Source organism: Jonesia denitrificans DSM 20603, assembly GCF_000024065.1.
GTDB lineage: Bacteria > Actinomycetota > Actinomycetes > Actinomycetales > Cellulomonadaceae > Jonesia > Jonesia denitrificans.
On record NC_013174.1, the window covers coordinates 1,656,715 to 1,677,443 of the forward strand.

At 57.4% G+C, this 20,729-nt stretch carries 20 protein-coding genes; 3 read left to right on the plus strand and 17 right to left on the minus strand.

Translation table 11 applies throughout. From position 1 onward, the window contains the following. Positions 1 to 36: 36 nt before the first annotated feature. The 10 genes from JDEN_RS07760 to hrcA all read right to left on the minus strand — a co-directional run bounded on the left by JDEN_RS07760 (position 37) and on the right by hrcA (position 11,040). Entirely contained in the window at positions 37 to 1,812 is a 1,776-nt protein-coding gene (locus JDEN_RS07760) for a variant leucine-rich repeat-containing protein (protein WP_041287867.1), read from the minus strand. Between the two features lie 133 nt (positions 1,813 to 1,945). After that, entirely contained in the window at positions 1,946 to 3,685 is a 1,740-nt protein-coding gene (locus JDEN_RS13010; protein ID WP_015771818.1) for a DUF7937 domain-containing protein, read from the minus strand. Positions 3,686 to 3,741: 56 nt separating this feature from the next. Continuing rightward, positions 3,742 to 4,686, minus strand: a complete 945-nt coding sequence (gene era / locus JDEN_RS07770; RefSeq protein ID WP_015771819.1) for a GTPase Era — start codon at positions 4,684 to 4,686, stop codon at positions 3,742 to 3,744. 11 nt (positions 4,687 to 4,697) lie between these two features. Continuing rightward, positions 4,698 to 6,023 carry a hemolysin family protein gene (locus tag JDEN_RS07775; RefSeq protein WP_015771820.1) on the minus strand — a complete coding sequence of 442 codons (1,326 nt, stop codon included), beginning with the start codon at positions 6,021 to 6,023 and terminating at the stop codon, positions 4,698 to 4,700. Between the two features lie 4 nt (positions 6,024 to 6,027). Next, the gene (ybeY, locus tag JDEN_RS07780) at positions 6,028 to 6,483 is read right to left on the minus strand and encodes an rRNA maturation RNase YbeY (protein ID WP_015771821.1); all 456 of its coding nucleotides are present in this window, start codon (positions 6,481 to 6,483) and stop codon (positions 6,028 to 6,030) included. A gap of 5 nt (positions 6,484 to 6,488) precedes the next feature. Further along, positions 6,489 to 7,541, minus strand: a complete 1,053-nt coding sequence (locus JDEN_RS07785; protein ID WP_015771822.1) for a PhoH family protein — start codon at positions 7,539 to 7,541, stop codon at positions 6,489 to 6,491. 82 nt (positions 7,542 to 7,623) lie between these two features. Beyond that, positions 7,624 to 7,983, minus strand: a complete 360-nt coding sequence (locus JDEN_RS07790; protein WP_015771823.1) for an HIT domain-containing protein — start codon at positions 7,981 to 7,983, stop codon at positions 7,624 to 7,626. Positions 7,984 to 8,070: 87 nt separating this feature from the next. Further along, positions 8,071 to 8,844, minus strand: coding sequence for a 16S rRNA (uracil(1498)-N(3))-methyltransferase (locus JDEN_RS07795; RefSeq protein ID WP_015771824.1), 774 nt, complete (start codon positions 8,842 to 8,844; stop codon positions 8,071 to 8,073). A 6-nt stretch (positions 8,845 to 8,850) separates the two neighbouring features. After that, positions 8,851 to 9,969: a molecular chaperone DnaJ gene (gene dnaJ / locus JDEN_RS07800; protein WP_015771825.1), complete on the minus strand. Its 1,119-nt coding sequence runs from the start codon at positions 9,967 to 9,969 to the stop codon at positions 8,851 to 8,853. 51 nt (positions 9,970 to 10,020) lie between these two features. Further along, positions 10,021 to 11,040 (minus strand): heat-inducible transcriptional repressor HrcA, encoded by a 1,020-nt coding sequence (gene hrcA / locus JDEN_RS07805; RefSeq protein WP_015771826.1) that lies wholly within the window; start codon positions 11,038 to 11,040, stop codon positions 10,021 to 10,023. 141 nt (positions 11,041 to 11,181) lie between these two features. On the opposite strand from hrcA, the gene JDEN_RS07810 reads away from it, so the two are divergent. Beyond that, entirely contained in the window at positions 11,182 to 12,036 is an 855-nt protein-coding gene (locus tag JDEN_RS07810; protein ID WP_015771827.1) for a DUF3097 domain-containing protein, read from the plus strand. A gap of 83 nt (positions 12,037 to 12,119) precedes the next feature. Here the strand turns inward: JDEN_RS07810 and JDEN_RS07815 are convergent, their stop codons facing one another. From JDEN_RS07815 to lepA, 3 genes are all read right to left on the minus strand, one after another. Next, a complete protein-coding gene (locus JDEN_RS07815) occupies positions 12,120 to 13,019 on the minus strand; it encodes a proline-rich domain-containing protein (RefSeq protein WP_015771828.1) in 900 nt (299 codons plus the stop codon). Between the two features lie 102 nt (positions 13,020 to 13,121). Continuing rightward, the gene (gene hemW / locus JDEN_RS07820; protein WP_015771829.1) at positions 13,122 to 14,393 is read right to left on the minus strand and encodes a radical SAM family heme chaperone HemW; all 1,272 of its coding nucleotides are present in this window, start codon (positions 14,391 to 14,393) and stop codon (positions 13,122 to 13,124) included. 7 nt (positions 14,394 to 14,400) lie between these two features. Beyond that, on the minus strand, positions 14,401 to 16,272 hold the full coding sequence (gene lepA / locus JDEN_RS07825; RefSeq protein WP_041287868.1) for a translation elongation factor 4: 1,872 nt from the start codon (positions 16,270 to 16,272) through the stop codon (positions 14,401 to 14,403). Between the two features lie 151 nt (positions 16,273 to 16,423). Between lepA and JDEN_RS07830 the strand changes: the two genes are divergently transcribed. After that, the gene (locus tag JDEN_RS07830; RefSeq protein ID WP_015771831.1) at positions 16,424 to 16,975 is read left to right on the plus strand and encodes a type II toxin-antitoxin system PemK/MazF family toxin; all 552 of its coding nucleotides are present in this window, start codon (positions 16,424 to 16,426) and stop codon (positions 16,973 to 16,975) included. Between the two features lie 252 nt (positions 16,976 to 17,227). Then, positions 17,228 to 17,488 (plus strand): 30S ribosomal protein S20, encoded by a 261-nt coding sequence (gene rpsT / locus JDEN_RS07835; protein ID WP_015771832.1) that lies wholly within the window; start codon positions 17,228 to 17,230, stop codon positions 17,486 to 17,488. A gap of 112 nt (positions 17,489 to 17,600) precedes the next feature. Here the strand turns inward: rpsT and JDEN_RS07840 are convergent, their stop codons facing one another. From JDEN_RS07840 to holA, 4 genes are all read right to left on the minus strand, one after another. After that, the gene (locus JDEN_RS07840; protein WP_015771833.1) at positions 17,601 to 18,311 is read right to left on the minus strand and encodes an ABC transporter G family protein; all 711 of its coding nucleotides are present in this window, start codon (positions 18,309 to 18,311) and stop codon (positions 17,601 to 17,603) included. 2 nt (positions 18,312 to 18,313) lie between these two features. Further along, complete coding sequence (locus tag JDEN_RS07845) at positions 18,314 to 19,180, minus strand: ABC transporter ATP-binding protein (protein ID WP_015771834.1); 867 nt, start codon at positions 19,178 to 19,180, stop codon at positions 18,314 to 18,316. Then, the gene (locus tag JDEN_RS07850; RefSeq protein ID WP_015771835.1) at positions 19,173 to 19,541 is read right to left on the minus strand and encodes a GntR family transcriptional regulator; all 369 of its coding nucleotides are present in this window, start codon (positions 19,539 to 19,541) and stop codon (positions 19,173 to 19,175) included. Before JDEN_RS07850 ends, JDEN_RS07845 begins: the two co-directional genes overlap by 8 nt. Positions 19,542 to 19,661: 120 nt before the next feature. After that, positions 19,662 to 20,654: a DNA polymerase III subunit delta gene (gene holA / locus JDEN_RS07855; protein WP_015771836.1), complete on the minus strand. Its 993-nt coding sequence runs from the start codon at positions 20,652 to 20,654 to the stop codon at positions 19,662 to 19,664. Positions 20,655 to 20,729: the final 75 nt, after the last annotated feature.

Below are 20,729 nucleotides of genomic sequence, written 5' to 3' on the forward strand. Positions count from 1 at the left end.
TGGTCAGAGCGGAACACTCCGCTCACCACACCCCTGTCAGTACTCTGACATCATGGCGCCATACTGGGAAAGAATCCCAAGGTTATCCATCCACCATTGTTCGTCAGTGAGCTTGCCCTCTTCATACAACCGCAGCGCCTGAGAACCAACAACACCCAGAGAATCAGCTGAGGACTGCCCTGAGGAGACAACCCACCCGCCGTTTTCTTCGCGCGCAATCAACCGCAGATCACTCAGTCCCAGTTCTTGAAGTGCAGGAATGTCACGCATGCACATGGACATCGTCATCCCTGACGCATTCACTCCAGCGCAATCATTGGACATGGTGAAGGTATACGGAAGTCCTTCCACGCTCATGTCAACAGCGAGGTTGTCCAAGATGAGGTAGGCAGTGTCACCCTCCACACGGTCAACAGAGTACGAGACGTCCGAGAGGCTGAGTGAACTGACAATTTCGTCATATTCCGCTTGTTCTTCCGCGGACAATTCCACTGTAGGCACAAGCCCTGCCGCCCTTCGCTCGGCGGTAACAAAGTGGCCTGCCATCGCTGAGAAGTCAAGTGTGTCCAGACCCTCGAACGCGGCCCTCACCATCTGCTCCGCTGCTTCCTCTGGAGAATCTGCAGGGACAGCCGCTGGCAATGCCCCGTAATCTGGGGCTTGACCCATCATGCGTACTTGCAGGTCAGCAGCAGTCAACTGCGGACTGATGAACCAACTGCCGTCTTCTTTCACCGCCACCAAAGCGAATGCAACATCCTCAAGATCCTCACTTGGCTGAACGTCAGGAACACCCAACCCGCCAGTGCTGAAGCTGTCGAGTCCCGACCCCAATTCAGATGCTGGGATGATCAAGTCTTCTGCTGTGAACGTGACAGGGAACTCTTCAGCGATGCCTGTGGTGACGTCATCTGCAACTTCCTGAGGCGATGGGAAGGTTCCGCCTTCTTGGGTGATGAGCTCACCCAGCGATGTGGCTTCCACCTCGACAAGAAGATTGTTCACCGCATCAGCGACTTTGTCACCGTCAGCATCCAGCGTGAACTCACCCTCAGCAATGGTGATCCGCGCCACATCGTCGCCGAGGTCTTCAACCTCATAGTTCACTGACGATGCCTCAAAGGAGAAACTGTCGTAGAAGGCAAGCGCGTGCTCAGCCCATTTCTCGTTGGAAGCATCATCAAAGTGAGTGCTGAACTGACCCATCACGTCACCGAAGTACTCGCGTTCAGCGGGAGAGAGCGCTCCGTACAGAGCAATCTCATCAGATTCTGTCAGCGCCATAACAAGGTTGTTTGCGGCTGCTTCCGGCGAATCTGCACCACTGATCTTTGAGAACACGAAATGGTTCAGCGCAAAAGCACCTGCCGCAACCAGGGCAAGAGCGCCCACGCCTAATCCAATCCACAATCCTCGGCGCGATCGTGGGGCCCGCCCCGCGTCTCCTGCAGACTGTGCCTGCTCAGAACCTGCATCAGCAGTTGTCCCCGTGGATGGCGTGGGCGCCACATGCCCATCTGGCAACGGAACTGGCGCTAGTGGCGCAGCACTGGTTGGAGCGTTGTCTTGGGTGGGAACACTACCGTTCACAGGGTCGGTCACCGCTTGTGGTGATGCGTTGCGTTGCGCAATGGCGGCGTCAACGTGTGGATCACCCAAACCGGCCAACCAGTTCACCAGGTCAGGGTAGGCCGCGGGGTTCGCCGCAACCATAGGACGCAAATCAGGGCGCGTCTTCGCGATATCTTGCAGTGTCAATGCTGGGGTGTGAGGGTTACTCGCAACCTCAGCGGTGTACTCGTCAGGTGTCATCTCATTCAATCTCTCGTTCAGGGCGTAACGGCCCAACACTAACGGGAACACACGAAGCCTGGCGAGGGGAATTCGCACAAAAAACCGGGGGCACCACGGTGTGGTACCCCCGGAAAACCGCGAAAAATACCCCTTAGGGTTTCTGCTTACGACGTTCCAACGCCGCGTCAATCTCTGGATCCCCAATCCCAGCAAGCCACGTCAGTAGCGCATCATACGTCGCCGGGTTTTCTGCCAAAGCTGGACGAAGCTCAGGAGAGACCTCAGCGATGTGGGCGAGAACGACAGGGTCAGTGGCCGGATTAAGGGCCTGCTCACGGGTGTATGAGTGCCCTTGTCCACCGGTATGAGCCACGGCCAGCACTTCCTCACGCGACAAGGATTGGGTATCCCCTGTCTGAGGGCGACGCTGATCACCTGCGTCAGTCACCGGTTGCGAGTCCTGCTGTACCGGCATGGTTGGCATCACCGAGGTTGTCCCCACGGAGTTGTGCGGAGGGCTGTCCTGGACGGCAGGCTGGCGCGTTACAACTGCCCGTTCACTCCACTCATAAGTGTGGGGGTTCACTGGACGCACTTGCGATGCGGTGCGGGCAAGTTCACGAATGGTCACATCAGAGACCATCACAACCGCAATCGCCACAGGAATGATCAGGACAATCGTGAAGTGCCCTAGTGAACTTCCAGCGCCCAGTGACGCTGAGTTCATCACGAGCAAGCCACCGCCCACGATCGCAAGGCAAGCCAGGACACCACCCGGTCGTGAGAGCGCTGGGTGACGGGCCACATGCGAGGCACCCAGCCAAGCAGCACCAGCAATCACACACGTTCCCACAACAACTTGGATGAGCTCACCGGCGGCATGACCCGGACCAAGGAGCTCACGATCCACACTGAAAACAATGGCGTACGTGGCCAGGTATGCAACCGCCCACACAAACGCCGTCACCAGCAGCGTGCGAATATGGTCAAACCCAACCCCAGGTCCACGAACAACCTGGGCTCTGTCACGGAATGCTGGAGAGGCCACCAATGCCCCGAGAGCTGGAACCAACACGAAGCTGGCACTCAGTAGTTGCGACAGCGGCACAATCCACACTCGCGGTGTGGAACTTGCTTCAACAAGAGCGGGAAGAAGGTTCGTGGCCGGGTTGGCGAAGTGCACCAGAATCAGCCAACCCACAGATAACGTGATCACTGTGCGTCGCCACCCTGCTCCCCCAGTGACAACGACCGCAACAATCGCAAAGAGGCTCACGATGACCCCGATGATCAGCGCAAGGCTATAGACAACCGCCTGAGCTGTAGCTAAGGAGGATGTCAGGTAAAACACTGCTGTGACGAGCGCCAGAACTGCAACAGTGACGAGCCCACCAACCACAGCGACAAAGCTCGCTTTCCGTGGCCCCAAGTCCTGTGCTCCAGGCCCCAATTCACTCTCTCGAGTTTGTGCCGACAAAGCCACTGCAGCCGCTCCAAAAAGATAAGCTGACCCCAACGCCACAGGGGAATCGCTGATTAGTGCATCAACCACTGCCCAGCCGACAAGGCCACAGAAGGGGATTGCAGCGACCCGCCGGACCAAGCGAGTGCGAAAAACAGTCCACCCACCAGGCAATAGTCCTAACCGCCCCAAGTATGGCAAGGACAGCACAAATGCAGGAGCGAGAAGCGCCAACACAAAGAATGCGCTCTCTCGCCCCGCAACAACACCATCGCTGCTGCCTGACAATGGCGCAGTGAGAGACACACCAAACAGGATGAGAGACACGAAGTCACGCACGTAATCACTCACCGGAATATCGGCAAATCGCCGACCGAGATCAGAGCGGACACGCGTTGGAGAATGCGTGTTCGGCTGTGGTGTGCTCATTGACTTATCCCACTTTCGTTCGGTGGTGGATGCTCTACCCAGGGCACCTCAAGCTGTCAGAATCCGAGCCGGTTGAGGAGTTTGGGGTCTCGCTGCCAGTCCTTTGCAACCTTGACTCGTAAATCAAGATACACATGTGCTCCCAAGAGCGCCTCGATTCCCACACGGGCTTGACTCCCCACCTTACGCAACCGGGAGCCTTGTTTCCCGATGATGATGCCCTTTTGCGAGTCACGTTCAACAAATATTGATGCGTGAACAGTCAGGTGAGGGCGGCCCTGTTTGTCCTTTTCAATAATTTCGTCCACGACAACAGCCAGCGAGTGCGGGAGTTCATCGCGGACCCCTTCAATTGCTGCTTCTCGGATGAGTTCTGCAATCATCACTGACTCAGGTTCATCGGTCAGTTCTCCATCAAGGTAGAACTTCACGCCTTCAGGCAGATGTGACACCAAAAGATCCGTGAGTGCCTCAACTTGGAAACCCTCCACAGCCGAGACCGGAATAATGTCCGAGAAATCAGCGAGTTCTGCCACCTCCAGCAAGTGCGATGCCAGTGCGTCACGGGATACGACATCAGCTTTTGTGACTGCAGCAATGATGGGGGTTTTGGTGCGGCGTTCATTGAGGCGAGCGAGCTGTTCGGCAATGAATCTGTCGCCCGGACCAATTTTTTGGTCCGCAGGCAGGCAGAACACAACCACATCAACTTCAGACAAGGTGGACAGAACAAGGTCATTGAGGCGCTCCCCGAGCAAAGTACGAGGGCGGTGCAAGCCTGGTGTGTCCACGAGAATGAGTTGTGCATCCTCGCGATTGACGATTCCACGGATTGTGTGGCGTGTTGTTTGCGGTTTGTTGGCTGTAATAGCGATCTTTTGGCCAACCAGCGCATTCGTTAAGGTAGATTTTCCGGCGTTAGGTCGGCCAACAAGACACGCGAAACCAGAGCGGTGCCCCTCGGGCAGTTCTGGAAGGGGCGTGAGATGGAATTCTGTCATGGCGTACTCTCCTAGGAGTTGCGTGAGGTCGTCTCAGACGACTGATGAGGCGTGTGAGCTGGTTGCTCCGGAGGTAATTCATCACGAAGATCGCTGGATGACAAGTCTGTCACGATGATCGTCGACAGCTGTTTGCGTCGACCAGTGAACTCATCGGCCAACAGATGCAGTCCATTGATTGTCGCCTGTGATTGTGCAATTGGGAGTTTCCCCAGTGCTTTGGTGAGCAGACCAGCAATAGTGTCCACATCGTCATCGGTGATGGGGCGGTGCAGATACTCACTCAACTCGTCCAAAGTCATGCGCGCAGGAACCCGCAACACTCCCTGGTTCAGTGTGTCAACGGTCGTTGGTGTTGAATCGTGTTCGTCAGTCAACTCACCAACGATCTCCTCCAAAATGTCCTCGGCGGTGACAAGCCCAGCGATTCCCCCGTATTCGTCAACGACCATGGCAATGTGGGCGCGTTTGCTTTGCATGGAACGCAGCACATCGTCAGCGTGGGTTGATTCTGGCACAAACCATACCGGACGCATCGTGTCTTGGGCTGTCCGTACAGACGCGTGAGGGGACGTAAGAAGGACCCTTGCAACATCTTTGAAGTAGAGGACTCCGTGCACGTCATCGGACGAATCACCGATCACAGGAAGCCGAGAGAAACCAGAGCGGATGAAGAGCTTCTGAGCTTTGTCAAGCGGAGCCGTCCGTGCAACGGTAATCATGTCAGTGCGAGGAACCATGACAGCCCGGATGGGGGTATCTCGTAGGTCGGCGAGACTACGCTGGTCAGATCCAGAAGACAGTGTGTCTGTTCCGGAATGATCGGCAAACCCAGTTACTGTCTGCACCTCGTCCACCGGCTGATGACTGTGGGCCGTTGTCTCGTGATCTCTGATGACGCTCGTACCAGTGAGCGCAAGAAGCGGGAAGAAAAAAGCAAGGACTGTCGCAGGGTGGTGGCGAGCCATGGCAGCCCCCGACGCGATCCCCGCCACGGTAGTGCATACGGTGATCAGCAGGACACTCATGAGTGTCCCCCACCATGGTTGGCGGTCCCCACTCATCGCGGTGACAGCAAACGTCGTCGTGGTCACCGCGAGAATGATGCTCGCTCCCCCTACCGCACCAAGAACCCAGCGTCTGCCCCACCAATGAGCAAGATGAGTGCTGATGGTCCGCGCAAAAACAGCAGTGACCTCATCTCCCAGTACCGAGGAATGCCCCATGGCTCTGGTGAGGGCACTGATCGTTGCGCTCACCGCAGCGACACCCAGCCACCCGGTCACAGCGAGGGTAATTACCACATCGAAAGGCGCATCGCTTGTCACAGACGTCACAACGCTACTGCCGCCCTGCCAGGAACGTGAGGAGGAGGTGGCGTTGCAGGGAGAACATTTCCCGTTCCTCTTCTGGTTCAGCATGATCATAGCCAAGAAGATGGAGAATCCCATGGGTAGCAAGAAGAAGCATCTCTTCGATCGGCGAGTGACCAGCCTGAGCTGCTTGATCCACTGCCACCTCAGGGCAGATCACAATGTCCCCAAGGATCCCCTGTTCGGTGGGCCGCTCGGTTGTCCCTGGGCGCAATTCATCCATGGGGAATGACAACACATCGGTGGGACCAGGGATATCCATCCACTGTTCGTGCAGTTCACTGATCGTGTCAGGATCAACAAACACCACTGAGAGTTCCGTGAGGGGGTGGATGTGCATGGCATCAAAGACGTATCGCGCAAGTTCCGCAAACTCGGCTTCGTCGAGTTGGTGGGTGGTTTCGTTGTTGACTTCAATACTCACGCTGTTCAGTCCTTCGTGGAGTGCTGTGACGAGTGCCCACCTGGTGACGTGGTGCGGTGGGGATCGTTCGCTGTGTCCCACCGGTCATAGGCATCAATAATGTCAGAGACAAGGCGGTGGCGAACGACATCACCTGACGTGAGTCTCACGATCTCAATATCATCAATTCCGGCCAAAATGTCGGGGATGACCCGCAACCCTGAGGTCATTCCCCGAGGAAGATCGGTTTGAGTCATATCACCATTGATCACCATTGTTGAGTGTGTCCCCAACCGTGTGAGGAACATTTTCATCTGTTCACGCGTAGTATTTTGTGCTTCGTCCAAAATGATGAAGGCATTATTCAATGTGCGACCACGCATGTAAGCCAACGGGGCCACTTCAATCGTATTGGACTCAACAAGCCGGGTCATCGCATCCGGGTCAATCATGTCGCGCAGCGCATCGTAAAGCGGACGCACATACGGATCAATCTTTTCCGTCAACCCACCGGGGAGATACCCCAACCGCTCCCCAGCCTCCACCGCTGGTCGCGTCAAAATAATGCGGGACACCTGTTTCGCTTGCAACGCTGAGACAGCTTTCGCCACAGCAAGATATGTTTTCCCGGTCCCCGCTGGGCCCAACCCAAACGTGATCGTATTGGAGTCAATGGCATCCACGTACTGTTTTTGGCCAATAGTTTTTGGTCTGATCGACCGTCCTTGCGACGTCAAAATGTTGAATGTCAAGATCTCCGCAGGCCGGTGAGCTGTGGCAGCGGTGAGCATGCTAATTGACCGAGTCACAATGTCAGGAGTGAGGTTCGTGCCTTGTTCCACAACAAGAACAAGTTCGTCAAGGAGCCGGGACGCAAGAGCAACATCGGGTGCTGGCCCACGCAACGACACGGAGTTTCCCCGCACGTGCACGTCGATGGAGCGAAACCCCTGCTCAATGGCACGCAGCACCGAATCCGCGGGACCAAGAAGCATTGACATGGACACATGTGGCGGAATGACCACGCGATGCTCCACTGCAATATCGCGACTTGGTGATGAACTAGTGGGTAACGTCATGAAGAGGGGGTCTTTCCTCGCTTGTGTGGGTCAGGGGCGTTGCTCGCTGCACAACGGGGGGCGAGGAAAACACAGAAAACTGTCACGCAGGTGTCCAGCCTAACCGTTGTCCGCCCAACACGTGCCCGTGGACGTGAAACACCGACTGTCCCGCTTGCGGACCGGAATTAAAGATGAAACGGAACTGTCCATCGGCAAGTTCTGAGGCGATCTCATCAGCAAACGTGACGAGCTCAGCCAAAGTTTCTGGTGCAGCCTTTGCCAACTGGACCACGTCGCCATGGTGAGCCCGGGGAATAACAAGCACGTGCATCTCCGCTTGGGGGTTGATGTCACGAAACGCAATAATCCTGTCGTTTTCTTTGACAATATCAGCGTCCATGGTACCCGTAGCAATTGCACAGAAGATGCAGTCAGAACTCGTCGCATGTGTCTCGGTCATGACATCCAGGGTAACGCGCCTTCGCTGTGATAGCCCGCTGTTTGCTGGGTCAAGGGAGGAAACCTCGCCATCACGCCTTTCCCAGGATCACCATCGGCCAGTTGAGGCAGACAACAACGCCAAGGCAACTGGGCCAGCAGTGGAGGTGCGCAACACGTGCGGCCCAAGGAGCACTGCCTGTGCGCCAGCGGCAGTGAACTTTTCGAGTTCGCTGTCACTGATGCCCCCTTCAGGTCCCACCACGACAACAACATCGACTGGGGCTAACTCCTCGCCACCTGGTGGTCGTGGCTGGCTGGTCAACGCCGTTGTCGCGCTTTCGTGAAGAACATACACGACCCCGCCCGTCTGCGTTGTCTCCGCAATGACATCAACCAATTGTTGCGATGTCACCGGCTGCTCAACCATAGGCAGCCGCGCTCGCCGCGCCTGTTTCATTGCTGAGCGAACTGTCGCCACCCATCGTGCATGAGACTTTGCCGCCCGCGCCCCACGCCAGACCACAATGGACCGATCAGCCTGCCACGGAATCACTCGATCCACGCCAACCTCAGTCGCTGCTTCAATGGCCAACTCGTCACGATCGCCTTTGGCGAGCGCTTGCACGAGAGTCAACCGGTATTGTCCACATGACTCGTGGGAGACCGACGTGACCAAGAGATCAAGGTGTTCACCCGAGACGTGAGTAATTGTGCAGCTCAAACGCGTCCCGTGACCGTCAACGATGTCGATGGCCTCCCCCACGGAACGTCGTTGAACAACTCCTGCGTGGCGACCTTCCACCCCATCAAGGTAGTATGTGTCCCCCTCACGGTAGGCGGCGAGATCAGTTGACTCAGCAAGGAAAACAGGCGCGCTCACAAACCGTCACCGACCCGAGAATTTTTCACGAAGCTTGGAGAACACTCCACTTCCTGAGGAAGCAACACGACCTGCCGGGCGTTCTTCGCCACGTGATTGTGCAAACTGACGCAAGAGTTCTGCTTGGTCTTCGTCGAGCGATGAGGGGACGACCACATCAATGTGAATATTGAGGTCACCACGCCCGCTACCGTGCAGGTGCCCCACACCGAGCCCACGCACGGTCAGGACATGACCAGGTTGTGTGCCGGGCTCAAGGTCAACTTCCTGCTCACCATCGAGAGTGTCCAGGGTGAGGACTGTACCCAGTGCCGCGGCAGTCATGGGGATCTCGACGGTGCAGTGAATGTCGTCACCACGACGGGTGAAAACTGGGTGTCGGCGTTCACGAATTTCGAAGTAGAGATCCCCGGCAGGTCCACCACCTGGACCAACTTCTCCTTGTCCGGACAGTTTGATGCGGACACCACTTTCCACACCGGCGGGAATGTCAACAGAAATGGTGCGCCGTGAGCGCACGCGCCCTTCCCCGGAACATTCCGAACAGGGCGTGGCGATTGTGGTTCCGAACCCTTGGCATGCAGCACATGGAGAGGTCGTCATGACTTGGCCGAGGAACGAACGGGCCACACGTTGCACTGATCCGGTTCCTTGACACACCGAGCACGTTGTGGGACTTGTTCCCGGAGCACAGCACGTTCCCTGGCAGGTGCCGCAGACAACCGCTGTGTCAACCTCGATCTCGCGGGTGGTACCGAACGCAGCGTCATTGAGGTCAATATCGAGCCTGAGTAGTGAGTCTTGACCACGACGCGTGCGCGGGGTGGGGCCACGTTGTGCGCTGCCTCCACCAAAGAACGTGTCAAAAATGTCCTGGAACCCAAACCCTGCTCCTTGGCCACCACCGCCACCTGGCGCTGTCGGGTCAACACCCATGTCGTACTGTTGGCGTTTGTCCGGGTTGGATAGGACGTCATAGGCGCGCTGGACGCCTTTGAACTCGTCTTCCGCTCCGGGGCCAGCAACATCTGGGTGAAGCTTCCGGGCGAGTTTGCGATAGGCCTTTTTGATGTCATCCGCGCTGGCGTTGCGGTCGACACCGAGCGTTGCGTAGTAGTCGTTCACGTGTGACTCTCTGTGCTTCCTTGTTGTGGTTCGCGGGCGTAGGGGTGGGTGTTAGTGAGACAAGATCCGGGAGAGGTAGCGGGCTACAGCACGGACTGCTGCTATGGTGCCTGGGTAGTCCATCCCGGTGGGTCCAATAGACCCGAGTGCCCCTAGTGTGTTGCTGTTCGATCCGTAATGGGTGGTAATGACAGAAGTTTCCTTGAGGGTGTCGACTTGAGTTTCGCTTCCGATACGCACGGTCACAGCCCCGGAGTCTTCCGCCACTTCAGTGAGGAGTTTGAGGAGGACCACCTGTTCTTCCAGTGCTTCAAGGATGGGCCTGAGCTGGGTGAGCACAATACCGTTGCGGGTGAGGTTGGAGGTTCCCGCCAGGACAAGACGTTCGTCGTTGTCTTCGTCGAGGGTGGCGGTCAGTAGGTCAACGATCGCGTGAAAGATGTCAGCAAGTGGGCCGGCGAATTGTTCTGATGCACAGTTCAAGTCGTCGCTGACGTCTGGTTGCCTCTTGCCGACCGCGTGTGCGTTGAGTGCGCCACGCATGGAGGCGATGTCGTCTTCGCTAATGCTGGGGTCGATGTCGATGTGGCGTTGTTCGACCCGCCCAGTGTCCGTGATGATCACCAGAAGCACGCGTGTGGGGTGCAGCCTTACCAGTTCCAAGTGTCGGACGGTAGATTTGCGAAGTGATGGGTATTGCACGACTGCCACTTGCCCGGTAATTTGTGCCAGCAAGCGTCCGGCACGGTGGACGACGTCATCCAGGTCCACCGCACTGTCGAGAAACATGTGAATAGCATTGCGCTCTGCACCAGAGAGCGGTTTGACGTCGGAGAGTTTGTCAACAAAGACCCGGTAACCGAGGTCAGTGGGAATACGACCCGCTGATGTGTGTGGTTGGGCGATCAGTCCGGCATCTTCGAGGATGGCCATGTCGTTGCGAATGGTGGCTGGCGACACCCCAAGTCCGTGACGTTCAGCAATGAGTTTAGAGCCGACCGGCTCACGGGTGCTCACGTAGTCCTCGACGATGGCACGGAGCACTTCCAGTCGACGTTGTTCAGCGTGCATGGTCGCTCCTTTCCAGCCTGCGTTTGGCACTCCCCACTGCCGAGTGCCAATTCTACCGGTTTTTTCGTACCCGTGTCTGTGATTGTCACCAACATGGGTGTCGTGCCACCGCCAGGGCATGTGGCCCGCTAGTCTTCGAGCGTGAGTTGGGACAGATATGGTTCAGATGTTCTTGGTCAGCCTACCCCCTCGTCGCGGACACCCTCAGTTGCGCAGGTGGAAGCCCGTCGCGGGCTAGTTGTTGAAGAGGTGACAACAGGGTGGGTTGGCGCTGTAGTCCGAGTGGAGAAAACCGCTGGCATGCACACGGTCACCCTGGAGGACCGTCATGGCGCGCATCGCGTGTTCCGGCTGGGGCCGGGATTTTGGGTGGACGGGGAACCGGTAGTTCTGGTGCCCCCACAACGCGTGACAGCACCCGTTGCCACACGCACTGCGTCTGGCTCCCGCATGGCTCCGCTCAGCCGCGCGCGCGTTGCCCGAACCTCACGCATCTGGGTAGAGGGAAAACATGATGCTGAGCTTGTGGAAAAAGTGTGGGGGGCAGACTTGCGGGTTGAGGGCGTCGTGGTGGAAATGCTTGACGGGGTTGATCACCTTCAGGACCGGTTGGAAGAGTTCGGCCCCACTCCTGAATCCCGGGTGGGTGTGCTCGTTGACCACCTTGTTCGAGGGAGCAAGGAAGCCCGGATTGCCGATGCGGTCGCCGAGAGATTCCCACCCCGGAGCGTTCTTGTGGTGGGGCACCCGTATGTCGATGTGTGGCAAGCGGTGAAACCTCATCTCCTTGGTCTTCCCGCGTGGCCGACAATCAGCCGCGATGTGGAGTGGAAGCGGGGAATTTTGGCTACTTTGGGGTGGCCGGCGCAGACACAAATGGATGTTGCCCAGGGATGGCAACGTATTTTATCTAAGGTGACGACGTACACGGATGTTGAGCCCGCACTGCTGGGGCGGGTGGAAGAACTGATCGATTTCGTCACCGTGGATGAGTAGTAGCCATGCGTGAGGGGCAGTGGCTGAACCACTGCCCCTCACAGCAAGATACGTATTCGTGTCAGATCGATGCACGTAGCGTGTCAGGCGGCGACTGATTCTCCGATGAGTCGCTTGTACACCCACGCGATCGCGAGCAAGCTCACTGGGGTGGTGATAAGAAGGCCCACACCCAGGAGTAATGCGCCAACAAATACCAACAGCATGACGAACACGAGCAACAGCAGTGTGGGGACGAAGTTGTTCATGGCCAGCGTGGCAGATGCTTTGATGGCGTCAATGGCGCCCATGTTTTTATCTAGTGCGAAGTACAGCGCAAAGATCGTGAAGAACGAGATGATGATCCCGGCGATGCCGGTCCATGCGAGCAGGCCGTTCGCGACAGCGATGAGCAGCGACACGATGATGGCTTGACCAAGGTTGGAGAAGTCAAAGAAGTCAGCGAGCGTCAATTTCTGACCGGCTGCAACCTTGAGCGCGACCTTGGCAAAAAGAGCACCGGCAGCGAGTGCGAGTGCCCCAACGACGAGGGAAAACAGGATAAGTCCACCGAAGCCCAGCGCCATGAGACCACCGTCGCCGCTGGCAGCGGAGGCGCCGAGCACCACACTCATGATGATGGTGACGATCAGGAGGATCAGACCGTAAATAACCATCCCACCGATGAATGCACCGGCGTTGTCTTTGAACTTGTTCCACCCCCACGAGAATGCGTCGCCAATGGGGAACCCTGCTGAGTTGTTCTGGTGCGGGTAAGACGCTCCTTGTTGACCGTAACCTTGTTGCCCATAGCCAGGCTGTTGAGCACCGGGCTGCCCATATTGTTGCTGCCCGTCGTACGGGTTACCTTGGGGCTGCGCTGGTGGCTGCTGACCGTACCCAGGCTGCTGGTAAGGGTATTGGGGTTGCTCTGTTGGCCCAGGTTGTCCAGATGTTGGAGGCTGCTGGTTCTCCGGCTGCGTGGGGTCGTTGTTCGTCGTCATCGAAATCTCCTTCATTGTCATCCATGTACAGCCAACATAACTGCTGACGGGTTCACATGCACATGGTGACGAGACCCTATCACCCTGGGCGACAGCAGTCCGTCACGTGAGATCGCGGACGATCGCATCTGCCATCAACCGTCCGGAACGGGTCAACTGCACGCGACCTGCAAACACGGCGCGCGCATCGATCAGTTCACGGGCGATCAATGACGCCAGCACTTCGCGACGCTCCTCGGCCACCCACTGAACAGGCATCCCCTCACGAAGACGGATCCCCAGCATCACCCGTTCCAGGTGGGCATCGTCACCTGTGAGCAGTTCCCGCCCGGCAGCAGGTGATTGGCCGTTTTCCAGTGCGTGAGCGTACCTGATTGGGTGTTTGACGTTCCACCATCGCACCCCGGCGGACGGAGCATCGTCGTGAGCGTTCGGGTCACCTGCCATGAATGAGTGTGCTCCAGGGCCAATCCCCCACCAGTCATGTCCCCGCCAATACGCCAGGTTGTGACGACACACCGCGAGCTCACCGTCAGCGCGTGGACGCGCCCAGTTTGAGATCTCATACCATTGGTAACCAGCGTCGCTCAGGACAGTGTCCGCGACCTCGTATTTGTCGGCTTGGTCATCGAGCGACGGGAGTTCAATGTCGCCGCGCCGCACCTGGACTGCCATGCGTGTGCCCTGCTCCACGGTCAGCGCGTAGGCTGACACGTGCCCTGCACCCGTGGCTATGGCAGCGTCTAGGGAACGACGCCAGTCATCCATGGATTCCCCTGGGGTGCCGTAAATGAGATCAACTGACACCTCGAGGCCCGCCTCATGTGCCCACCGAACCGCAGACGCAACATTGGCTGGGTTGTGAGTGCGCTCAAGCGTAGCCAGAACATGAGGAACCACCGACTGCATTCCCAAGGACACTCGCGTAAAACCCCCGTTCGCAAGGATCTCCATACTGTGAGGGGTGACGGAGTCAGGATTCGCTTCGGTGGTGACCTCAGCACCATCCGCAAGGCCCCAGGTCTGGCGCACCGTGGACACTAAAGAGACCAAGTCCTGTGCGGGCAGCAAGGTGGGGGTGCCCCCACCAAAGAATATTGTCGATGCGGGGCGCGGGGGGTAGCCCGCCCGGTCCATGACCTGGCGGGCAAGTAGGATCTCCTGTGCTGCGGTCTGGGCGTAGTTCCGTTGACTAGCTCCTCCACCCAATTCGGAGGCTGTGTACGTGTTGAAGTCACAGTACCCGCATCGCACAGAGCAAAAGGGCACGTGAATGTACACACCAAAAGCACGGTCCGAGGGATCCGACCCTACCCATGCGGGTAGTGACCCATCGCGGGGAGCTGCTTCGCCCTGGGGAAGAGCAGGAGTCATGAGTGACTCATTTCTTTCGCGAGTCTCCTTGCTCAGAGGTCAACGCGGAGATGAAGGCTTCTTTAGGCACGTCAACTGACCCAATGGTCTTCATGCGTTTCTTACCCTCTTTTTGTTTTTCCAAGAGCTTACGTTTACGTGAAATGTCACCGCCGTAGCACTTGGCCAGAACGTCCTTACGAATCGCACGGATCGTTTCTCGGGCAATCACACGCGCACCAATAGCGGCTTGGATCGGCACCTCGAACTGTTGCCGCGGGATAAGTTCTTTGAGTTTTACGCACATTTTCACGCCATAGGCGTAGGCCGCGTCCTTGTGAACGATGGCGCTGAAGGCATCGACTCGCTCACCTTGTAGCAGGATGTCAACTTTCACCAGTTCAGATGACTGTGCTCCGGTGACGTCGTAGTCCAGTGACGCGTACCCACGAGTGCGTGATTTGAGGGCATCAAAGAAGTCGAAAACGATCTCGGCGAGCGGCAGAATATACCGCATTTCCACCCGGTCAGCGGAGAGATAATCCATGCCTTGCAGCTCACCACGCCGTTCCTGGCACAGTTCCATGATGGCGCCAATGTACTCACTGGGCGCAAGAATCGTGGCTTTAGCCACGGGTTCTTGCACGTCACTGATTTTCCCTCCGGGGAACTCGGAGGGGTTGGTGACGTTCACCCAGGTTTTGTCTTCGAGCTGAACGTCATAAATGACGTTGGGTGCCGTGGAAATGAGGTCGAGGTTGAATTCGCGTTCTAACCGTTCCCGCACAATTTCTAAGTGGAGCAACCCAAGATAGCCCACACGGAACCCAAACCCCAACGCCACGGACGTTTCGGGTTCGTAGTTGAGTGCCGCATCGTTGAGTTTCAATTTATCCAGCGCGTCACGCAACACCGGGTAATCCGAACCATCAATGGGATACAGACCTGAAAACACCATGGGTTTGGGTTCAGAGTACCCAGGAAGCGCGGTATCTGCGGGTTTTGCTGCGTTCGTGACGGTATCGCCAACCTTGGATTGGCGGACGTCTTTCACACCGGTAATGAGATAACCGACCTCACCAACTCCGAGCCCTTTGGTCGGAATTGCTTCGGGGGCAGACACACCAATTTCGAGGAGTTCATGGTGGGCTTTAGTGGACATCATGACGATACGTTCACGCGGGCTGAGTTTGCCGTCCACGACACGCACATAGGTCACCACACCCCGGTAGGTGTCATACACCGAGTCAAAGATCATCGCACGGGCAGGCGCATCTGCCTCACCAACGGGGGCGGGAAACGAGGTAACAATCTGATCAAGGAGCGCTTCAACCCCGACCCCCGTCTTGCCCGACACCCGTAAGACGTCATCGGGGTCTGTTCCCACTAAACCCGCCAGTTCCTCAGCATATTTTTCTGGTTGCGCAGCTGGCAGATCAATTTTGTTGAGAACAGGAATGATTTCGAGGTCGTTTTCCATAGCAAGGTACAAGTTCGCCAGGGTTTGTGCTTCGATACCTTGCGCAGCATCGACCAGAAGAATTGCCCCTTCACATGCCGCCAGCGACCGTGACACCTCGTAGGTGAAGTCCACGTGGCCGGGGGTGTCGATCATGTTCAGCGCGTAAGGGGTTCCGTCGACCTCCCAGGGCATCCGCACTGCCTGCGACTTAATGGTGATTCCCCGTTCCCGTTCGATATCCATCCGGTCAAGGTATTGGGCACGCATGGAACGGTCATCTACCACACCGGTTAACTGCAACATCCGGTCCGCAAGGGTCGACTTGCCGTGGTCGATGTGCGCAATGATGCAGAAGTTCCGCAGCAGCTCGGGCGGCGTTGCCGCGGGCTGGATACGTGCTTGGCTGGCAGATGAGGGAATGGGAGTCACGGGTGACATTCTCCCATGATTGACCCAACGGTTCGTCCTGTTTCGCTATGAGCCGGGCCACTACCACCTGCCGATGCGCCTGACCGCAGGTGAGTATGGTGGGTTTAGCTCCCCGTGGTTGTTGTTTGCTTGAGCCGTGGCCTGCGGATACGGTGGCGCTATGGTTTCGCCCTCTGTGCGCCGTCTTGCTGGCGCTGTCGCTCACGTTCTGCGCTCGCGCGCCCGCGGTCACCGTGTAACGAAGGGGGATGCCTCGCCTTCACCTGGTGACGTTGCCCGCTCCACCAGCAATCGTGCGCCCGTTCAGGACAACGGTGTGTTGCTTGATGCTTACCCTGGGGACTTCACGGGGGTGTTTTCACCCCGCTACGCTCCCAGTCTGGATGGCGACCCAGACCCCGGTGAAATCGTGTGGGCGTGGGTACCTTACGAGGAAGATTACAGCCAGGGCAAGGATCGACCTGTCCTCCTTGTGGGTCATGACGGCCCGTGGCTGTTAGGAATGATGCTGACGTCACGGGATAGGGATCAGCGATCCCACCCTAACTGGGTGGAAATTGGTACTGGGCCCTGGGATAGCCAGGGCCGCGACAGCGAGGTGCGGGTTGACCGGTTGATTCGTTTGAACCCTGACCGAGTTCGTCGTGAGGGTGCGATTTTGCCACAGAATCGATTCGCGGCAGTTGTTGCTCAATCTCCTTTTGCTCGGTGATGAAGTCCGCACTGCTTCGCGTGCAGAGCGCCGCCTCGAGCATGACACACATCACCGAGAGAACACCGCGTTGATCCGCTGAGACCGTTGGCCGATGACGGTGCGACTGTTAGGATTATGAATTGCTTGTCCGTCAGGTCGGCGGACAGCGCTCTCGTACCTCACCACGGGTTCCCCACCCCAGTCCCGGTACGAGCAGAGCCTTCTACGACCTGTCAGCTCACCACTTGGTGAACGAAAGAAAGTGCTCACGTGGCAAACATTAAGTCTCAGATCAAGCGTAACCGCACCAACGAGAAAGCTCGTCTTCGCAACAAGGCTGTGAAGTCTGAAGTGAAGACGTACGTTCGTGCGGTCCGCGAAGCTGTTGCGGCTGGCGACAAAGAAGCAGCTGTTGCTGCTCTTGCTGTTGCTTCCCGCAAGCTGGACAAAGCTGCAACGAAGGGTGTCATTCACAAGAACCAGGCTGCTAACCGCAAGTCCGGTCTTGCTAAGGCAGTGAACGCCCTGTGAGTCTGTGAACTCAGACAATCAAAGGCGCCGTCCCCGTGTCTCGGGGCGGCGCCTTTGTCATTGCTGATAACGGGTGGTTCTCGTCATGTGGCGTGAGTTCATGGGACCCCGTCTACCGCACTGAGGCGTGCCGCAGCGCCGTATATTGAACGATCAACGCCATAACAACAAGGATAAGTCCACCATAGACCACCCACGTCCAGGTGGCGTGTGCGGCCCAACCGCTGATGTGCGGGGCAGCCCAGGCAACAAGTGCGACAAGAACGACCACAGCGGTGATTGCCCCAACCACGGGTCCTTTCGGTCCGGCTTTGACAAAGAGCGCCCCGAAGGCTGCACCAATACTGAGCGCGACCCACGTCATCATTGTGGTGATTGCAAAGAGTCGCAGGCTGTCACCCGCGCCAAGAATGTAGACATCAAAGACGTGGGCGCCCGTCCACCAATGATTTGTGGCTTTTTCGATGCTGCCCAGGGCGAGTGCAATCGCCCCAGTAGCAACGCTTTGAATGAAGAAGTACGCTGCGGTTCCACTGATGTACGCACGCCGCGTGGTCCCCATCGACATGGCAAAAGGGAACGTGGACGCAACAGCTTGGACCCCAAGGTAGACGAAAAACCCGGCGACACTCCAAATCGCGCCACCATTGTTACGAAATCCTTGCTGGACGTTTGGGTCAAAGGTGTCCACACCAAACCGCATCATGGCGACCGCAATCAACACGGACACTGCAACAACGCAGAGGTAAACAAAGACCGGGACACCAAACACGATTGTCGGTTTGTTGAGGTGAAGCTTGGTGATGGTTGTTGGGGTTGTCATGATCATGCTCCCTGTGATGAATCGCCGATGGCGGCAACGAGGTCTTGAAGCGGCAGTGGGCGCACGTCAAGTCGTTCTGGTAGTTGCTGCGGCGGCTCCCCGAGGAACGTGGCTGACGCTAGTGATCCTACGGTGCGCATCGACAGTGCCGGGCTGCCGTGAGCCCAGGTGGTGAGTTCGGCGGCAGGGCCAAGGAGTTCATACCCGAGGTGCGTAGCGTCGTCTGCTGCCACATCGAGCGCGACGACCCCTTTGTTGAGCACCACAATGCGATCAAAGATTGATTGCATCTCCCCCACCAGGTGAGTGGACAGCACGATCGTGCGGGGGTGGTTGGTGTATTCCTCGATGAGGAGTTCATAGAACTTGTGTCGAGCAGATACATCGAGCCCCAAGTACGGTTCGTCGAAAATGGTCACCGACGCGCGGCTCGCGAGGGTCAGGGTGATGGCAAGTGCTGACAGCTGCCCCCGGGAGAACTTCTTGATGATCGTTGAGCTAGGAAGGGAAAACTTCTCAGCCAGCTGGTGAGCACGATCGGTGTCCCAACCTGGGTGAAAGCCCTGGGCAATACGCAGGGCATGTTTGAGGGTGTAGTCATCAGGGTAGCGTTGATTGTCACGAATGAAGCACATATCCCGAGCAACTGCAGCGGACTCAAAGGGAGTATGACCGTGGACAGTCACGTGCCCGCTAGAGGGTTGGTCATGCCCGGCAATAAGGGACATGAGTGTGGTTTTGCCGGCACCGTTGGCACCAAGAAGCCCGCAGATCTCGTTGGGGGCGACAGACAGTGTGACGTCGTTGAGGGCGGTGACAGACCCGAAAGAGCGGGTCACGTTGGCCACTGCGATGGCTGGATTAGTCATGGGGGTACTCCTGGGCTATCAGTGCGCAGAGCGCATCAAGGTCGATTCCGAGTGCGCGCGCATTGCTGGTCAGAGTTCTCACGTCGCGATCAACGAACTCTTGTTTCTTTCGTGCCACAAGTTGGTCACGCGCTCCACGGTTCACGAACATGCCGATGCCACGTTTTTTGTAGGCGATCTGTTGCGATACCAGGAGGTTGAGCCCTTTGGCTGCAGTGGCTGGGTTGATTCGGTAGAACACGGCAAGTTCGTTCGTGGAGGGTAGGGGGTCATCGTCACCGTAGACCCCTTGCACGATGTCGCGTTCGATGACTTCGGCGACTTGTTGGAAGATCGGTGTTGCGTCGTCGAACAACTTCATCACCTCACTGGTTCATTACTCATGTAACTAACCTATGAACCTGACGATGTGTTGTCAAGTCACAGAGTCATGTCGCCTTTGCTGCACGGTGATCAAGCACCGCACAGCCCTCCACAACAGCTAGCGGCGACCAGCTAAGTCCGCAACAATGCGCACAGCACGTTCGATGGCATACTCAGGGTCGCGCCCCCCACCCTTGACCATCTCATCTGCTTCAGCCACCGCACAGATCGCCTGGGCAAGCCCATCAGGCCCCCACCCTGCAAGATCACGTTTCGCTCGATCAATTTGCCACGGCGCCAAACCAGTGTCCTTTGCGGTTTTGCCCTGCCGCATGCCTGACACCTTGGCCAACGCGCGTAACTTCATCGCTAAGGCCGCCACCAGGGGAACTGGATCTGCACCCGTGGCCATGGCGTGACGCAAAAGAGTCAGCGCCTGAGCTGTATCGCCCAAGACAGCCGCATCGGCAACTTTGAATCCCGTCACTTCAACTCGCCCACCGTAGTAGCGTTCCACGACAGAGTCGGTCACCAGGCCATCCGTGTCTGAGATGAGTTGATCACAGGCAGCAGCCAACTCCCGCACATCACCACCAAGCGCCCCCACTAACGCACGAACCGCATCGGCACTCGCTTGACGGCGGGCCCGCTGAAACTCCTTTGTCACAAAAGCGATTTTGTCGGCATCTTTTTTCATCGGCTCACACTGAACCACCGGGACACCGGCTTTTTTCACAGCATCCAGCATCTTCTTACCCCGCACTCCCCCACGGTGAACCAGGATCAGCCAGACATCATCAGCCGGTTGGGTCAGGTACTCAGGGACATCTGTAATGAGGGCGTCCGTTGTCGCTTCACAGTGGTCAATAATGATGAGCCGTGGTTCATTAAAGAGCGAAGGGCTGGTCAGGACAGACAACATTTGCGGCTGATAGGTGGCCGCAGCAAGAGTTGTCCGCTCAACGGCCGGATCAGCCTGGCGTGCCTGAGAAATCAGCGCGGTCAGAGCCCGATCAACAAAAAGCCCTTCTGTGCCCTGGATCAGAACAATGGGGGCGAGCGTAGCATGTTCCCAGGTGGTGGTCCGTGGACCACTGGACGCAGATGGCATGAGTTAAGGGTGTCACGTCCACCGGTCGGTTTCCAGTTGCCACGAGTACAAGGATTGCGGGGTACGCCACTGCTG

Bases quoted from the DNA above. Each gene is read 5' to 3' on its own strand.
- hrcA (WP_015771826.1), bottom strand. From the start codon at position 11,040: ATGCACGCTGAACAACGTCGACTGGAAGTGCTCCGTGCCATCGTCGAG.
- JDEN_RS07785 (WP_015771822.1), bottom strand. From the start codon at position 7,541: ATGACGTTACCCACTAGTTCATCACCAAGTCGCGATATTGCAGTGGAG.
- holA (WP_015771836.1), bottom strand. From the start codon at position 20,654: ATGCCATCTGCGTCCAGTGGTCCACGGACCACCACCTGGGAACATGCT.
- era (WP_015771819.1), bottom strand. From the start codon at position 4,686: ATGACAGAATTCCATCTCACGCCCCTTCCAGAACTGCCCGAGGGGCAC.
- lepA (WP_041287868.1), bottom strand. From the start codon at position 16,272: ATGTCACCCGTGACTCCCATTCCCTCATCTGCCAGCCAAGCACGTATC.
- JDEN_RS07790 (WP_015771823.1), bottom strand. From the start codon at position 7,983: ATGACCGAGACACATGCGACGAGTTCTGACTGCATCTTCTGTGCAATT.
- JDEN_RS07840 (WP_015771833.1), bottom strand. From the start codon at position 18,311: ATGACAACCCCAACAACCATCACCAAGCTTCACCTCAACAAACCGACA.
- hemW (WP_015771829.1), bottom strand. From the start codon at position 14,393: ATGACTCCTGCTCTTCCCCAGGGCGAAGCAGCTCCCCGCGATGGGTCA.
- JDEN_RS13010 (WP_015771818.1), bottom strand. From the start codon at position 3,685: ATGAGCACACCACAGCCGAACACGCATTCTCCAACGCGTGTCCGCTCT.
- JDEN_RS07850 (WP_015771835.1), bottom strand. From the start codon at position 19,541: ATGAAGTTGTTCGACGACGCAACACCGATCTTCCAACAAGTCGCCGAA.
- JDEN_RS07760 (WP_041287867.1), bottom strand. From the start codon at position 1,812: ATGACACCTGACGAGTACACCGCTGAGGTTGCGAGTAACCCTCACACC.
- JDEN_RS07845 (WP_015771834.1), bottom strand. From the start codon at position 19,180: ATGACTAATCCAGCCATCGCAGTGGCCAACGTGACCCGCTCTTTCGGG.
- JDEN_RS07815 (WP_015771828.1), bottom strand. From the start codon at position 13,019: ATGACGACGAACAACGACCCCACGCAGCCGGAGAACCAGCAGCCTCCA.
- JDEN_RS07830 (WP_015771831.1), top strand. From the start codon at position 16,424: ATGGTTTCGCCCTCTGTGCGCCGTCTTGCTGGCGCTGTCGCTCACGTT.